The sequence below is a fragment of the Arthrobacter sp. AOP29-A2-19 genome, from assembly GCF_058138025.1.
This window is the reverse complement of record NZ_CM176894.1, coordinates 418,857-434,228: the sequence shown is the minus strand read 5'-3', so window position 1 is coordinate 434,228 and position 15,372 is coordinate 418,857. Positions and strand designations below refer to the sequence as shown.

General features: G+C 69.0%; 17 protein-coding genes. 7 read left to right on the top strand and 10 right to left on the bottom strand.

Annotation, left to right across the window (positions count from 1 at the left end):
* The first annotated feature begins 202 nt into the window (after positions 1-202).
* Positions 203-1,543 carry an MFS transporter gene (locus AC3ZJJ_RS02020; protein ID WP_489895643.1) on the top strand — a complete coding sequence of 447 codons (1,341 nt, stop codon included), beginning with the start codon at positions 203-205 and terminating at the stop codon, positions 1,541-1,543.
* A 39-nt stretch (positions 1,544-1,582) separates the two neighbouring features.
* Here the strand turns inward: AC3ZJJ_RS02020 and AC3ZJJ_RS02015 are convergent, their stop codons facing one another.
* Positions 1,583-2,077, bottom strand: coding sequence for an SRPBCC family protein (locus tag AC3ZJJ_RS02015; RefSeq protein WP_489893602.1), 495 nt, complete (start codon positions 2,075-2,077; stop codon positions 1,583-1,585).
* A 33-nt stretch (positions 2,078-2,110) separates the two neighbouring features.
* On the opposite strand from AC3ZJJ_RS02015, the gene AC3ZJJ_RS02010 reads away from it, so the two are divergent.
* The gene (locus AC3ZJJ_RS02010) at positions 2,111-2,617 is read left to right on the top strand and encodes a PaaI family thioesterase (protein ID WP_489893601.1); all 507 of its coding nucleotides are present in this window, start codon (positions 2,111-2,113) and stop codon (positions 2,615-2,617) included.
* 103 nt (positions 2,618-2,720) lie between these two features.
* Here AC3ZJJ_RS02010 and AC3ZJJ_RS02005 read toward each other — a convergent pair whose 3' ends face one another.
* Positions 2,721-4,196 (bottom strand): amino acid permease, encoded by a 1,476-nt coding sequence (locus tag AC3ZJJ_RS02005; protein ID WP_489893600.1) that lies wholly within the window; start codon positions 4,194-4,196, stop codon positions 2,721-2,723.
* Between the two features lie 216 nt (positions 4,197-4,412).
* On the opposite strand from AC3ZJJ_RS02005, the gene AC3ZJJ_RS02000 reads away from it, so the two are divergent.
* From AC3ZJJ_RS02000 to AC3ZJJ_RS01985, 4 genes are all read left to right on the top strand, one after another.
* Positions 4,413-4,850 carry a VOC family protein gene (locus AC3ZJJ_RS02000; RefSeq protein WP_489893599.1) on the top strand — a complete coding sequence of 146 codons (438 nt, stop codon included), beginning with the start codon at positions 4,413-4,415 and terminating at the stop codon, positions 4,848-4,850.
* A 28-nt stretch (positions 4,851-4,878) separates the two neighbouring features.
* Positions 4,879-5,832, top strand: a complete 954-nt coding sequence (locus tag AC3ZJJ_RS01995) for a 1,4-dihydroxy-2-naphthoyl-CoA synthase (RefSeq protein ID WP_489893598.1) — start codon at positions 4,879-4,881, stop codon at positions 5,830-5,832.
* Between the two features lie 6 nt (positions 5,833-5,838).
* Positions 5,839-6,966, top strand: coding sequence for an AMP-binding protein (locus AC3ZJJ_RS01990; RefSeq protein ID WP_489893597.1), 1,128 nt, complete (start codon positions 5,839-5,841; stop codon positions 6,964-6,966).
* Between the two features lie 68 nt (positions 6,967-7,034).
* Positions 7,035-7,925, top strand: coding sequence for a 1,4-dihydroxy-2-naphthoate polyprenyltransferase (locus AC3ZJJ_RS01985; protein WP_489893596.1), 891 nt, complete (start codon positions 7,035-7,037; stop codon positions 7,923-7,925).
* A 63-nt stretch (positions 7,926-7,988) separates the two neighbouring features.
* Here AC3ZJJ_RS01985 and AC3ZJJ_RS01980 read toward each other — a convergent pair whose 3' ends face one another.
* Positions 7,989-8,249: a DUF4229 domain-containing protein gene (locus tag AC3ZJJ_RS01980; protein ID WP_489893595.1), complete on the bottom strand. Its 261-nt coding sequence runs from the start codon at positions 8,247-8,249 to the stop codon at positions 7,989-7,991.
* A gap of 54 nt (positions 8,250-8,303) precedes the next feature.
* On the opposite strand from AC3ZJJ_RS01980, the gene AC3ZJJ_RS01975 reads away from it, so the two are divergent.
* Positions 8,304-8,699, top strand: a complete 396-nt coding sequence (locus AC3ZJJ_RS01975; RefSeq protein WP_489893594.1) for a PLD nuclease N-terminal domain-containing protein — start codon at positions 8,304-8,306, stop codon at positions 8,697-8,699.
* Between the two features lie 90 nt (positions 8,700-8,789).
* Here the strand turns inward: AC3ZJJ_RS01975 and AC3ZJJ_RS01970 are convergent, their stop codons facing one another.
* From AC3ZJJ_RS01970 to AC3ZJJ_RS01940, 7 genes are all read right to left on the bottom strand, one after another.
* The gene (locus AC3ZJJ_RS01970; RefSeq protein ID WP_489893593.1) at positions 8,790-9,956 is read right to left on the bottom strand and encodes an RtcB family protein; all 1,167 of its coding nucleotides are present in this window, start codon (positions 9,954-9,956) and stop codon (positions 8,790-8,792) included.
* A 131-nt stretch (positions 9,957-10,087) separates the two neighbouring features.
* A complete protein-coding gene (locus AC3ZJJ_RS01965; protein WP_489893592.1) occupies positions 10,088-10,255 on the bottom strand; it encodes a hypothetical protein in 168 nt (55 codons plus the stop codon).
* Between the two features lie 138 nt (positions 10,256-10,393).
* Entirely contained in the window at positions 10,394-11,449 is a 1,056-nt protein-coding gene (gene ccsB, locus AC3ZJJ_RS01960; protein WP_489893591.1) for a c-type cytochrome biogenesis protein CcsB, read from the bottom strand.
* A gap of 17 nt (positions 11,450-11,466) precedes the next feature.
* Positions 11,467-13,125 carry a cytochrome c biogenesis protein ResB gene (gene resB, locus AC3ZJJ_RS01955; protein ID WP_489893590.1) on the bottom strand — a complete coding sequence of 553 codons (1,659 nt, stop codon included), beginning with the start codon at positions 13,123-13,125 and terminating at the stop codon, positions 11,467-11,469.
* A complete protein-coding gene (locus tag AC3ZJJ_RS01950; protein WP_489893589.1) occupies positions 13,125-13,919 on the bottom strand; it encodes a cytochrome c biogenesis CcdA family protein in 795 nt (264 codons plus the stop codon). Before AC3ZJJ_RS01950 ends, resB begins: the two co-directional genes overlap by 1 nt.
* Positions 13,916-14,542, bottom strand: a complete 627-nt coding sequence (locus AC3ZJJ_RS01945) for a TlpA family protein disulfide reductase (protein WP_489893588.1) — start codon at positions 14,540-14,542, stop codon at positions 13,916-13,918. The genes AC3ZJJ_RS01950 and AC3ZJJ_RS01945 overlap by 4 nt, the downstream gene beginning before the upstream one ends.
* Positions 14,543-14,546: 4 nt before the next feature.
* Positions 14,547-15,209, bottom strand: coding sequence for a histidine phosphatase family protein (locus AC3ZJJ_RS01940; RefSeq protein WP_489893587.1), 663 nt, complete (start codon positions 15,207-15,209; stop codon positions 14,547-14,549).
* Positions 15,210-15,372: the final 163 nt, after the last annotated feature.

The following is a 15,372-nucleotide window of genomic DNA, read 5'->3' as shown; positions in this document are numbered from 1 at the left end:
CGTGGACCGTCACCGCCGGGCTCCGCCCCAGGGATCCGGCGCCATCCGGTCGACGCACGCTGGACAATCTTGGAAGGCATTCATGCCACCCGAACGCAGCAAGCAACCCTCCACCGATCCCGCCGACAGCCGGCCAACCGCGCCCGCCATGGGCGGCGAGTCGCCGGCGGCCATCGACCACACCCAGGACATCGGCCCGGACATGGCCACGTCCGAGGGACGGCGCGAGATCCGCAAGGCAACCGCAGCCTCCGCAATGGGCAACGCCACGGAATGGTTCGACTACGGCGTCTACGCCGTAGCGGTCACCTACATCAGCGCGCACTTCTTCCCCTCCGAGGGCGGCACGGTCTATGCGCTCGCCACCTTCGCCATCTCGTTCCTGGTCCGACCGCTCGGCGGACTCGTCTGGGGTCCGCTGGGCGACAGGCTTGGCCGCAAGACGATCCTCGCCGCAACCATCCTGCTGATGTCCGCCGCGACGTTCGCCATCGGCATCCTGCCCACGTTCGACCAGATCGGAATCTGGGCGCCCGTCCTCCTGGTGTTCCTGCGCATGGTGCAGGGCTTCTCCACCGGCGGCGAGTATGGCGGGGCGGCCACGTTTATGGCCGAATACTCCCCGGACAAGAAGCGGGGCTTCTTCGGGTCCTTCCTGGAGTTCGGCACGCTCGGCGGATTCGCGCTGGGCACGGCGGTCATGTTGGGCATGCAGCTGCTGGTCTCCGAGGAGTCCATGATGGCCTGGGGCTGGCGCGTCCCGTTTATGCTGGCGCTCCCCATGGGCCTCATCGGCCTCTACCTCCGCTCCAAGCTTGAGGACACTCCGGTCTTCCAGGAGCTTGAGGAACGCGGCGAGGTTTCCCAGGGCGGCAGCCTTAAGTCTCTGATCCGCGAATACTGGCGCCCCATGCTGGTCATGACCGGGCTCGTGACGGCACTCAACGTCGTGAACTACACGCTCCTGAGCTACATGCCCACGTACCTGGAGTCCCAGCTGGGTCTGGCGTCGCAGGCCTCGCTGGCCGTGATCCTGATCGGCGAGCTGGCGATGATGGCCGTGATCCCGTTCGCCGGAAGCCTTTCCGACCGCGTGGGGCGCAAGCCAATGTGGTACACCTCCGTCATCGGGCTGTTCGTGTTCGCGTTGCCCATGTTCTGGCTGATGGGCCAGAGCTTCGCGCTGGCCATCATCGGTTTCGCGGTGCTGGGCCTGCTGTACATCCCGCAGCTGGCCACGATCACCGCGACTTTCCCGGCGATGTTCCCCTCGCACGTGCGCTTCGCGGGCTTCGCGATCACGTACAACGTGGCCACGGCCCTGTTCGGCGGCACCGCCGCGGTGGTCAACGAGGCGGTCATCGACGACACGGGCTTCCTGCTTTTCCCCGCCGTCTACATGATGGTGGCCTGCATCATCGGCTTCGTCGCCATCAGGTTCATGCCCGAGACCGCGGGCGCATCGCTGCGCGGCACCGCGCTGCCCGACGCGGCCGAGACCGGCATCCTGGCAGAGGAGGAACCCGCGGGGCTGCGGGGTTAGCCACACCACCGCGCTCGGGCGTTTGGGGAGGTTGTCGCGTCAGATCGGTCCCGCCGGCGGCTCGCCCGTGATTCGGTGGGGACCGTCGACCTGGTGCTGCGGCGCCGGCGAACCCCCTTCGCGGGATTCGGCCGCCGCCCTCAAGGCCCGGGCCAGCTCTTCGATCTCCCGCTGGGCGTCCTCCGTGGATCTCCCCAGGAGACCCTCCAACGGACCCATCATGTCCCGCGTCAGCACCAGGGTGCATCCGGCCTCGGTCTCGGCCAGCGTAAAGGCGTGGAGGTCGGTGTACATCCCCAGCGGCGCACCGGATTCCCAGCGGAGCAGGCGGCGGTTGGTGGCCGCCACAACCTTGAGGGACGCGTCGCGGGCGTCCTCCCCCGTAAGCATGCGAATGGTTTGGCCGTCGGCCACGTCCCCCTCGACATCCACAACGCCGGGAACCCACTCGTGATACCTGGCCCCGTCCACGAGGACGCCCCACACGGTGTCCGCGGTGGCCTGTATGTCCTGCCGCGTTTCATACGATTCCATGCCGGGAGCCTACCCGGCGCTAGGATCTCCGGTATGAATTCAGCGACCGCGACCGATGTTTCCGCCGCCTCGAAGGCCCTCCGGGAGCGCGTGCAGGCCATGCACGGGCTCGACTTCCTGAGGGCGGTCATCGCCGGCGAGCTGCCGCAGTCGCCACTCCTCGAGTCGCTGGCCGTGCGCACCGTTGCGGCCACCCCCGGCGAAGTGGTCCTGGCGACCGAGCCCCAGCCCCAGCACTTCAACACCATCGGCACGGGCCATGGCGGATTCCTGTCAACACTCTTGGACACCGCCCTCGGCCTCGCCGTGGACACGGTCACCCCGGCGGGGACGATCTGGACAACCACCGACCTGCACGTTCGTTTCCGGCGGCCGATGACGGCGGATTCCGGCACCATCACGGCCACCGGCAGGGTGGAGCACCATGGCCGCTCGACGTCGGTCAGCGCGGGCGAGGTGCGCGACGGCGAGGGCCGGATACTCGCCACGGCGACGGCGTCGCTCTTCGCCCTCCGTGCCCCCCGAACCCAGCAGCACTAGGGCTAGCGGCGGCACGTCCCGGACGCCGGACCACGTCCCACACAAAGGAGGGCCGGTCCGCCCCCCATGGGGAGGAGCGGACCGGCCCTCCTGGTTGCGGCTCCTAGGAGAAGAACTCGTTGGCGGGCTTGTTGTTGCGCACCCTGCGCCAGCCAATCCAGAGGGCGGCGGCGATCAGCGGAACGCAGGCGATCGTGTAGAGGCCCAGACGGAAAACCTCTCCGGTCTCCGGGTCGCGCATCGTGTCGAACGCGATCAGCACCGTGATAATGGCCAGCGAGACGATGCCCGCCCAGCCGGTCCACGGGGCCCCGGGCATCGGGAGCTTGCTGACGTTGCCCTTCTTCTTCCGCAGCGCCAGCTGGCACGCGAAAATGGATCCCCAGGTGAAGATGACCCCGATGGACGCGGTGTTCAGCGCCAGGTCGAACGCGTAGGTGCCGCCCAGCCAGATGTTCAGCATGATGCCCACAAGATAGACGACGCCGATGGTCAAGATCGCGGCGTAGGGAACGTAGCGCGAGTTCATCTTGGCGAGCCAGCGGGGGGCGTGCCCGTTGTTGGCCATGGCGCGGAAGACGCGCCCTATCGAGTACAGCCCGGAGTTGCAGGAGCTCAGGGCCGCCGTGATGACCACGAAGTTCATCACGTCGCCGATCCACGCCCAGCCAAGCTGGTCGAATACCGTCACGAACGGGCTCTCGCCGGCCTTGTACTGGTCCCACGGAAGCAGCATGGCCAGCAGGGAGACGGATCCGACGTAGAACACGACGATGCGGACGACGACGGCACGGATGGCGCGCGGCACCTCGCGGGCCGGATCCTCCATCTCGCCGGCCGTGATGCCGACCAGCTCGATCGCGTTGTAGGCGAAGATGACGGCGTTGAGCACCAGGATGCTGATGAAGAACCCGCGCGGGAACATGCCGCCGTCGCTGGCGAAGAGGTTGGACACCGACGCAGTGGATTCGCCGATCCGCGTGTTCATCACGACCATCACGATGCCCGTGGCGAGGAACAGCACGATGGCGGCGACCTTGAGGAAGGAGGCCCAGAACTCGAACTCGCCGAAGGCCTTGGCGCTGAAGAGGTTCACGGCCACCAGCAGGGCGAGGGCGCAGACCGCGGACACCTCGATGGGCACGGCGGGGAAGAAGAACTGGAAGTACAGGCCGATCGCGATGAGCTCCGCGATGCCGGTCATGACCCAGTTGAGCACGTACATCCAGCCGGAGAGGAACGCGCCCTTGGCGCCGAAGAGTTCGCCCGCGTAGCTGACGAACGAGCCGGAACTCTGGCGGTACATGATCAGCTCGCCGAGCGCGCGCATCAGGAAGTAGGCGATGACGCCGGCGATGGCGTAGGAGAAGATCAGCGCGGGCCCGGTCGAGGCCAAGCGGCCGCCGGCGCCCATAAAGAGGCCGACTCCGATCGCGCCGCCCATCGCGATCATCTGCACGTGGCGGCGCGTCAGGGTCTTCTTGTAGCCCTCGGCGCTGACCTCGGCTTCGGCCGTGCTGGCGTGATGGTGGTGGTGTGGTTGGGGAGCTTCGGGTTTGAGTTCGCGCTGGGGATCCACGCGGGCTCCTTCCGGGTTCCGGACGCACGGGATGACGGCGGCCAGGGCTTTGGGGGGACGTAACAGTGTACAACCTCACAGGGCCAAAGTGACCAACCACACAGGTCAAGGACCGCTTGGGAGGAAGCCGATCGCGAAACCCGGAGAACGGGCAACCGCGGCGGCCGTGCCGGCGGGGCATTTACCGCCCCGGGGCCCCGGCGTAGCGTGTCCCCCATGGGACACAACATCCAGATTTGCGTGGACAGCCACGATCCCCACGTGCAGGCCGACTGGTGGGCGGAGACGCTGGGCTGGAGCGTCGAGCCGAGCGACGAGGCCTTCATCCGGGACATGGTCGCCCAGGGCCACGCCACGGAGGCCCAGACCCGCGAATACCACGGGACGCTGGTCTGGCGGGAGGGTGCCGCCATCTGCCCTGCGGAGCAAGTCGGCAAGAAGCCTCGGCAGCGCATCCTCTTCCAGGAGGTGCCGGAGCCGAAGACCGTCAAGAACCGCGTCCACTGGGACCTGAACCTCGACGGACAGGACAAGGACGAGGTGCGCGCGGCGCTCGAGGCGCGGGGCGCGACGTTCCTCCACGAGGGCAGCCAGGGGCCGTTCGCCTGGTACACCATGCGGGATCCCGAGGGTAACGAGTTCTGCTTCGGCTAGGCCTCCCGCGGCTATCATCGGGAGGGTGATGAGCGCAGACACCCTCCCCGACCAGGTATCAGACATCTTCGACCCGACCCGCTGGCGGGTGGTCGAGGGGTTCGACTTCGAGGACATGACCTACCACCGGCAGGTTGAGCGCGATGCCGACGGACGGCACGTCCGCGACCTGCCCACAGTGCGGATCGCCTTCAACCGCCCCGAGGTCCGCAACGCCTTCCGCCCCGGAACCGTCGACGAGCTCTACCGGTCGCTGGACCACGCGCGGATGACGCCCGACGTCGCCACGGTCCTGCTCACCGGCAACGGCCCCTCCCCCAAGGACGGCGGACACAGCTTCTGCTCGGGAGGCGACCAGCGCATCCGCGGCCGCGACGGGTACCGCTACGCCGAGGGCGAGACCGCGGAGACCATCGACCCGGCACGCGCCGGGCGCCTGCACATCCTCGAGGTCCAGCGCCTGATGCGTACCATGCCCAAGGTCGTCGTCGCCGTCGTTAACGGATGGGCGGCAGGCGGCGGGCACTCCCTCCACGTGGTCTCCGACCTGACGATCGCGTCCCGCGAGCACGGAAAGTTCAAGCAGACGGACGCCACCGTCGGTTCCTTCGACGCCGGGTACGGGTCCGCGTTGCTCGCCCGCCAGGTCGGCCAGAAGACCGCCCGCGAGATCTTCTTCCTGGCCCGGGAGCACTCGGCGGAGGACATGGTCCGCATGGGCGCCGTCAACGAGGCCGTGGACCACGCACGCCTCGAGCAGGTGGCGCTGGAGTACGCGGCGGACATCGCCCGCCAGTCCCCCCAGGCAATCCGCATGCTGAAGTTTGCGTTCAACCTGGCCGACGACGGGCTGGCCGGCCAGCAGGTCTTCGCCGGCGAGGCCACGCGGCTGGCCTACATGACGGACGAGGCCGTCGAGGGCCGCGACGCGTTCCTGCAGAAACGCGACCCGGACTGGTCCAACCACCCCTACCACTTCTAGGCCGCCGTGGACCTGGACCCGGCACTCGCCGCGCTTTCCGCCGCGCTGAACGGCGAAGGCCCCGGCGTAGAACTGCTCGACGACGCGGGCCCGAACCGATACCGGGTGACGACCGCGGCCGGCGCACCGGAGGGGACGGCCGCCGTCGTGCGCACGTCGGGATCCACCGGAACGCCCAAACGCACGGCGCTGCCGGTGGATTCCCTGGCCGCCAGCGCCATGGCCACCGCCCTGGAGCTCGGCGCCGAGGGGCAGTGGCTGCTGGCGCTGCCGGTGAACTACGTGGCGGGGCTGTCCGTGCTGACCCGAAGCCTGTACGCCGGGACACGCCCCTGGGCCATGGATCCGTCCGGTTCCTTCACCGCCCGCGCGTTCACGGAGGCCGCCGGCGAACTGACGGACCGCTTCCGCCTCACCTCCCTCGTCCCGACCCAGCTCCAGCGCCTGCTGGCGGACCCCGAACCGGGCACGCTGGCCGCGCTCCGCCGCTTCGACGCGATCCTCCTCGGCGGCGGGCGCGCGCCGGACGCGCTGCGCGAGGAGGCGAACCGGCAGGGTCTTCGCGTGCGGCTCACCTACGGCATGAGCGAGACGTGCGGGGGATGCGTGTACGACGGCGCACCGCTGCCGGGTGTGCTGGCACGCCAGGAGGAGGGCAGGCTTTGGCTCGGCGGTGACGTGGTCGCCAGCGGCTATCTCGGCAACCCGGAGCTCACCGCCGAGCATTTCCGTACGGACACGAACGGCGTGCGATGGTTCCGCACCGAGGACCTCGGCAGCGTCGACGGTGGTCGCGTCACGGTGCTGGGCCGCGCGGACGACGTAGTGATCACGGGAGGAATCAAGGTGTCCGCCGGCGCGGTGCAGAGCGTCCTCGAGGCCGTGCCGGGCGTCCGGGCCGCGCTGGTCGTCGGCGTCCCCGACGCCGAGTGGGGAGCGGTCGTTGCGGCCGTCGTCGTCGGCGAGGCGGACGACGACGCCCTCGCGGAGGCAGTGCGTTCCTCGCTGGGCCGCGCCGCCGTCCCACGGCGGCTCCACCGCCCCGATGCGTTGCCCCTGCTGCCCAACGGCAAGCCGGACCGCCGCAGGGCCATCGACCTCCTGGGCGGCAGCGGGACCGCGGGCGCGGCCTGATTTCCCCGGGCGGCCCCGCGGGGGAAGAATAGGGGGCTGAAGACCATCCCCACCGAGAGGAATCCGTCGTGGCCACTGCCGCCCAATGGCTCGAAGGCGCGCGCCTTCGCACGCTGCCCATGGCCGTGGCGCCCGTCATCATCGGCACCGCGGCGGCCTACGAGGTCGATGGCCGGTTCCACGGGGTCCGCGCCCTCCTGGCCGCCGTCGTGGCCCTCCTGATGCAAGTGGGCGTCAACTACGCCAACGACTACTCCGACGGCGTCCGCGGCACCGACGACGTGCGGGTGGGGCCGCTGCGGCTCACTGGATCAGGCGCCGCGAAGCCCGGACAGGTCAAGGCGGCCGCGTTCCTCTGCTTCGGCGCGGCCGTCGCCGCGGGCGGGATCCTGATCCTGATGTCCGGCGCCTGGCCGCTGGTCCTCGTGGGGATCGCCGCCGTCGCCGCGGCCTGGGGATACACGGGCGGCCGGCGGCCCTACGGCTACCTGGGGCTCGGCGAGATCTTCGTCTTCCTGTTCTTCGGCCTGGTGGCCACGCTCGGCACCACGTTCACGCAGGTGCTGCAGCTCTCCGCTCCGGCGTGGGTCGGGGCCTGCGGAACCGGGCTGATCGCCACCGCGCTCCTAATGGCCAACAACGTCCGCGACATCCCCACGGACAGCGAGGTCGGCAAGATGACGCTGGCCGTCCGGCTCGGCGACGACGCCGCGCGGATCAGCTACGTGCTGATGCTGGCGCTGGCGCTGCTGTTGCCACTGGTGCTGATCGGGGACCACCCGTGGCTCATGCTGGTCATGCTGGTCGCGCCGCTGTGCCTTATGCCGTCGTGGACGATGCTCAAGGGCGAGGACCGCAAGTCGCTCATTCCCGTCCTGAAGCAGACGGGCGTCATCAACCTGGGCTACTCGGCGCTCTACGCGGCGGGCCTGGTCATCACGGTGTTGCTCCGCCGGTAGCCCGGCAAGGCCCGACCGGGCGACGGGCGGCCCGTCCGCGCGACCCGCCGGTGGAGCCGCCGGCTATTGCAGGCGGTCTTCGGCCGCCGCGTCGTCCAGCTCAACGGCGCCCTTGCGGCCCGAGCGCCGCCCGGACAGCATGCCTCGGAGCTCCACGGCGGCGGCCAGCCGCAGCTTGTTGAAGAACAGGTACGTCACGGCGAAGGCCACCACAAGGGCGACGACGGCCGACAACCACAGGTTCTGGCCCAGCCCCCACAGCAGGGCGGCAAAGACGGCGAAGAACAGGGCGAACCGCAGAACGGTGTACTTGAGAAACTGCACCAGCCAATTCTACGGTGGGCAGCCGGTCCACGGGTTCTTCACTAGACTATGAAGATGGTCAGGAACATCATCGTGGCGGCCCTCGTAGCGCTTGCAGTCACGATCTACGCGCTCATCCAGTGCATTCGCACGCCCGCCCACGAAGTGCGCAGCATCTCAAAACCCGCCTGGATCCTGGCCATCGTCCTGCTCCCCCTGGTGGGCGCGTCCCTGTGGTTCTGGCTGGGCCGGCCCCGTTACGGCACCCCCGGAGTCCCGCCGCAGAGCAGCGGCAGGCCGTCCCCGCGCCCTTCGAACCCGGACGACGACGCGGACTTCCTCCGCGAGCTGGAGCGCAAGCGCCGACAGAAGGCCCGCGAGGAGGAGCTCCGCCGCAAGGAGGCCGAGCTGAAGGACCTCGAGGAACAGCTCAAGGACGAGAACCCGCAGGATCCCCCGATCGAGAAGTGACGGCGGCGCAGGCGGCGCCGGCGGGCGGCAACACCCACCGCGGCGCCGGGGGGCTCCCCCCCCGGCGGCCCCCGCCCGTGTGGACCTCCGCTAGTCTCCCTTGACGTTGACGATCTGGCGCAGCCGGTGCCTCACGCGCACCAGCGGCCCGGCATCCTCCATCACCTGGTCGATCGGCTTGTAGGCCTCCGGGATCTCGTCGATAAATGCGTCGGTGTCGCGGTATTCGATCCCGGCCATCGCCTCCTGTAGCTGCTCCTGGGTGAACGTTCGCCGAGCCGCCGACCGCGAGAACCTGCGTCCGGCGCCGTGTGGCGACGAGTCCAGCGACACGACGTTTCCGCGCCCCTCGACCACATACGAGGCCGTCCCCATGGAACCGGGGATCAGCCCGGCGTCGCCCTCGCGCGCGCGGATGGCGCCCTTGCGGGACACCCACACTGACTTGCCGAAGTGCGTCTCCTTCTCCGTGAAGTTGTGGTGGCAGTTGATGCGTTCCAGTTCCTCCACCGGACCGTCCACCCACTCGGAGAACTGGCGGATGACGCGGTCCATCATTTCCTCCCGGTTCAGCAGCGCGAAGTGCTGCGCCCACCGCAGCTCGCGCATGTATGCGTCGAACTCCGGCGTCCCCTCCGCCAGGTAGGCCAGGTCCGCGTGCGGCAGGTCCACCCAGTACCGCTTGGCCACCTGCTGGGCGGCCGCGATGTGCCGCAGCGCGATCTTGTTGCCCACACCGCGAGACCCGTAGTGCAGGAAGAGCCACACGGCGTCGTCCTCGTCGACGCAGACCTCGATGAAGTGGTTGCCCGATCCCAGTGTGCCCAGCTGCAGCTCCCAGTTTCCGGCGTAAGACGACGGATCGAACCCGGCCGCCTCGGCCTCGCCGCGCAGCACGCCGAGGCGCGCCTCGGCCGTGGCCACGATCTTGCGGTTGTAGTGGCCGGCGGAGAGCGGGATGGCGCGTTCGATGGACTCGCGGAGCGCGCGGCGGTCCCCGGGCAGCTGCTGCAGCCGGTACGGGGTCTTCACGGCGATCATGCCGCAGCCGATGTCGACCCCGACGGCGGCCGGGATGATGGCTCCGAGCGTGGGAATGACGGAGCCGACCGTGGCGCCCTTGCCCAGGTGGGCGTCGGGCATCAGCGCGACGTGCGGGTAGATGAACGGCAGCTTGGACGTGGTTTCGGCCTGCTCGCGCGTCTTGTCGTCGAGGATCGACGCCCAGTTCATGAGCCGGCGGTTGATGGTTTCCACTTCTCCTTCTCTCTATGAAGAGCCCGCCGCGGATCGGCGGGGTCGGGAGGTGTGGGGCGCAGTGTCGTTGCATCGAAAAAGCCCCACACCTCGAAGATTGCGGGGCTTGGTTCCGTCCTGGGGACAGGGACCTACTGCACGGGCAACCCGGTTGAGGATTCACTCTGGAAGTGGCGCTTGTGGGCGCGCGGGAAGACGGGTTGCTGCTGCAGTGGCGAGCGGTACACGGTTCCCTCCTTCAGGGCGTGGTGCTGTGCGTCTTCGATGCGACGCGCCGGCGGCCCGGTTCGGGCCGACAAGGCGAAACTCTAACAACGTCCCCGGTGGACTGGCAAGGGCGGGTTTCCGGCCTCAACGGCTCCTGCCCCGATCCGCGGATGCGGAGCGGGGCAGGAGGACTAGCGCGCCCGGGACCGGGCCAGCGGTGCCGGGTGTGGCTAGACGCCGGCGTAGGAGTGGAGTCCGTTGAAGTAAATGTTGACCACGGTGAAGTTGAAGATGATGCACAGGTAGCCAATGATGCTTAGCCACGCGGAACGGGCCCCGGTCCAGCCGCGCGTCGCGCGGGCGTGCAGATAGCCCGCGTAGACGACCCAAATGACGAAGCTCCAGACCTCCTTGGTGTCCCAGCCCCAGTAGCGCCCCCACGCCGCCTCGGCCCACACGGCGCCGGCCATGACCGTGAACGTCCAGAGCACAAACGCGACGGTGTTGATCCGGTAGGCGAAGTTCTCAAGGGCCGCGGCGCTCGGCACCAGGCGCAGGAACGCCAGCTTGTCCGGCTTGCCGGCCGCCAGGCGGTTCTGCCGCTCGTGCTGCACCAGCTGCAGGGCGCTCATCGCGAACGTGATGGTGAACAGCGACGATGCGATGACTGCGATCGAGACGTGGATGACCAGCCATGGGCTCTGCAGCGCCGGGACGAGGTGGGCGACCGGGGTCGGGAAGCCCATGGTCGCCGCGCACAGCATCAGGACGACGAGCCCGATGACGAACGTCCCCATAAAGCGCAGGTCCTTGCGCAGCAGCGTCACGAGGAACACGACGGCGACAACCAGCGCGCCCGTGCTCAGGAACTCGTACATGTTTCCCCACGGCACGCGCGCGGCCGCGATTCCGCGGCTCACAACGCCCACGGCGTGGATGGCGACGGCGATCCAGGCAAGGGAGACGGCGATGCGGGCGGCGATGCGCCTGCGGGAGCCGGACGTGTAGTCCATGGATTCGTGGACCAGCGGTTCGCCGTCCCGCGCGTTGGCGTCCGGCCCGTCCACCCCGGCAGAGCCGGCGGCGCCAGCGCGTCCCGGGCCCGCTCCGGCATAGGCCAGCTGCTTGGCCTCGGCCGCCAGGGCCTCCGACTCCAGCTCGCGAATGGTGGTGCTGGACTTGGCAAGGTCCCAAGTGAACGCGATGAACGCGACGGCGTAGGCCATCGCGGCCAGCAGCATAAACAGGTCGCTGTACGCACCCAGGTCTGCGTTGATGGACGGCATGGTGTTTCCTCGGTCTCCTAGACTTCCGTCCGGTGGGGGCCGGACCATTCCCGCTCAAGAATCTTGTGGATCTCCCGGGCTTCCACCGATACCCGCGGGTCCTCGCCGCGGGCCAGGAGCCCGTATTCGATGATACGCCCGCCGTCCGGGCCGCCCGGATCCGCGGCCGCGACCTTGACCCACACGCGGCGGCGGGGGGTGAACAGGGAGACGCCGAGGCCGAGGAGCGCCAGTGCGGCGAAGATCGCCACGGGCGCCTTGCCGGGATCGTGGTGGACGTCCAGCGCCACATAGCGCTTGAGCCCGTCGAAGGAGATGGACCCCCTGCCTTCGGGCAACTGGACCGTCTCGCCCGCGTTGAGAACGAGGCCGCCGGCGTCCAGGTTGCGGCTGTTCAGCTCGGTCAGTTCCGCCGTGTCCAGCACGTACACGTTCTGGGCCGCGCCGCCGTCCAGTCCCAGGTCGCCGTAGTACGAGTTGAGCTGCAGCTGCGGGATCGCCGGGGCGGGATCCAGCGAGATGCCGACGCCGTTGGAGATACCCGCGGTGGGGAGGAACAGCCCAACGAATCCCAGCTGGTCCGGCCGGGCGTCGGGTGCCTTGAGCACCACCAGCGACGTGTAGACGCCGTCCTGCGGGACTCCGATGACCGGGCCCTGGTACGCGATGTCGCCGTTGCCGTCCTTGACCGTCATGACCGGCGCATAGCCGTTGCCGACGAGGTAGACGTCCGCGCCACCGATGCGCAGCGGGTGGTTGACCTTGAGCTCTTCCTTCACCGGGGCGGCGCCCGGGGACTCGGTGGTCGTGACGCTGGCCGTGAAGTCGATGGGTTGGCCGTAGTGGGTCTCCGACTCCCGGTCGAACTCCACCTCGAACTCGTCCAGCACCACGGAGAACGGCTTGAGCGCGTCCTCGTTGAAGGCCGTGCCGGGAGAGAATGCGTCGTAGGACACCAGCGTGTTGACGAACGATTCGCCCTCCACGACCAGCCGCTGACCGCTGTACCCGAACGCGCCCCCGATCGCGACGGAAGCCAGGAGGCCGATCAGCGACGTGTGGAACACGAGGTTGCCGATCTCGCGAACGTAGCCGCGCTCGGCTCCGACGGAGGGAGACGCCTCGGCGGGGCGCTCCTGGACGCGGTACCCGCGCTTCTTCAGCAGGGCGGCGACGCGGGTGACGACGGCGGCGGACGACGGGCCGCCTTCGGCCTCCGCGGCCAGCGGGACCGTGCCGTGTTCGGGAAGCCGGGAGAGGCGGGCGGGCGTGCGCGGCGGCGGCGTCTTCAGGGCCTGCCAGTGCTTTTTGGCGCGCGGGATGACGCAGCCGATCAGCGACGCGAACAGCAGCAGGTAGATCGCGGAGAACCAGACGGAGGAGTACACGTCGAACAGCTGGAAACGGTCCAGCCACTCCCCCAGCACGGGGTTGTTGGTCAGGTAGTCCGTGACCAGCGAGGGGTTGACCGGCCGCTGCGGAAACAGCGATCCGGGGACCGCGGCCACCGCGAGCAGCAGGAGAAGGAACAGCGCCGTGCGCATGCTGGTGAGCTGCGTCCATGCCCACCGAACCATGCCGAGGGCGCCCAGGGACGGCATGGCGACGTCGTCCTTGGGGTTCTTCGCCGCGCCGTCCGGCGCGCTCGGCTTCTTGGGGGTCTTCGTCGTGGCCATCAAATGGGCAACCTCACCTCGTTGGCAAACCAGTCCTGCAGTTGCGTCACCCACGAGCCCCAGAGGCCCGTGGCCATCAGTACGCCCAGCAGGATGAGCATGGCGCCGCCGAGGCGCATCACGGTGCGCTGGTGGCGGCGGAAGAAGGCGAGCGCGCCCATGCCGCGGCGCAGGCCCACGGCGATGAGCAGGAACGGGAGCCCGAGTCCCATGCAATAGGCGAAGGTCAGCACTCCGGCCTTACCCATGTCGGGGTTCGCGCCGCTGCTGAGCGCCAGGACCGCGGCGAGCGTCGGGCCAATGCAGGGTGCCCACCCGAGCCCGAAGGTGACGCCAAGGACCGGGGCGCCCCAGAGTCCTGCGGGCGGCCTGGCATGGATCTTGCGGTCGCTCTGGAACCAGCTGAGGCCGCCCATAAAAACGATGCCCATCAGGATCACCACCACGCCGAGCGCTTGGGTGACCCACGCGCCCTGGAACCGGAGCCAGTAGGTCAACTGCGTGAAGATCACCCCCGCCAGCATAAAAACGGCCGTGAAGCCCAGGACAAAGAGTCCGATGCCGAGCACCATCCGGCCGCGCTTCTGCTGCGCGAGGTCCACACCCGTCAGCCCAGTGACGTACCCGAGATACCCGGGCACCAGCGGGAGGACGCACGGCGACAGGAAGGAGACCAGGCCGGCCAGGACGGCCACCGGGACGGCCAGCAACAGGGAGCCGTCCTGGACCACCTCGGCGAAGGGATTGGCCTGGGCCGCGATGGCGGCCAGGCCGGTGGGTACGAGGAGGCTCACGCCGTCTCGGATACCCGGTCGGCGATGAGCGTCTTAAGCGTGCCCTTCTCGGCGACACCCAGGATCCGCGCGGCGACCCGGCCCTGCTTGTCGATCACCAGGGTCGTGGGCACGGCCTGCGGCGGCACGAAGTCCGTCATCGCCAGCAGGATCGCACCGTCGCGGTCAGGCATGGACGGGTACTCGATGCCGAAGGTCCGCTCGAAGGCGGCCGCGGTCGGCTGCTCGTCGCGCACGTTCACGCCAAAGAACTGGACACCCTTGTCGGCAAACTCGGCGCTGAGTTCCGCCATGTGCGGCGCCTCCACCCGGCAGGGGGCGCAGGCCGCGTACCAGAAGTTCAGCACGGTGACCTGGCCGGCCCAGGCGCCGGAGTCCACGGACTCGCCGTCGTACGTGGTGCCCGCCAACCGGACAGCCCCGCCGCGGGAGTCCGCGGCGTATTCCTCCACGGAGCCGTCACCGGCAATGTAGTTCTTGTTGTTCCCGGCCCGTGCCTGCGCGGCCAGCGGATCCTCGACCGCGGAGCAGGCGGCCAGCGGGATGGCCGCCGCGAACAGGGCCGCGGCGCGCAACACGGTGCGGCGGTCGGGTCGGGGGGACAGCGGGGACGGGTTGGGCATCGGGTCAGGCTCCGGGGATGTTCGCGGCGTTGGCAAGCAGGTCGACACAAGGTTCCGAATAGCGGACGGCGACCAGGCTGTCCCCCTCGAATTCCAGGCTGGTCACGGAGGCGAGGGTGCATTCCCGCTTGCGCGGGTCGTGCCAGAGGCGCCTGTTTTCGGCGGCGAGCCGGGTGACCCAAATGGGCAGCTGGTGGGCCACGAGGATGGCCTCGGCACCCGCTCCCCCGACTTCGACGGCGGCGTCGCGATGCTCGCGCACGGCCTCCATGACGCGCGCGACCTGCTCCCCGTAGGGCTCGCCCCAGGAGGGACGGAAGGGGTTGACCAGCGCGGGCCAGTGCTGCGGGTTGCGCAGCTGTCCCTTGATGCCGGACAGGCCCTCGAAGTAGTTGGACGCCTCGATGATGCGCGACTCGGTGACGATGTCCAAGCCCAGCGCGGTCGACGTCGGCGCTGCCGTCTCCTGCGCGCGTGTCAACGGGGAGGCGACGAGGCGGACGATGTTGGCGCCGGCGTCGCGCCTGGCCGCGAAATACTCCGCGACGCGATCGGCCATGGTGCGCCCCAGCGCGGACAGGTGGAACTCGGGCAGCCGCCCGTAAAGCACCTTGTCCGGGTTGTGGACTTCCCCATGGCGGAGAAGATGAACCGTCGCAGTTGGCATACATCCAGTGTCTCAAACGATTCGGTCTCGGCCTAAAGCGGCCGAATGACAAGCATCACGGCGCCGGACGGGAACCTTTTCCGGTCCACTTCCGCGGGGGCCGGCGGACATCAAATCGTCCTTCGTGATGATGCGCCCGGCGGGGTGGCTGCGGATATCGTGA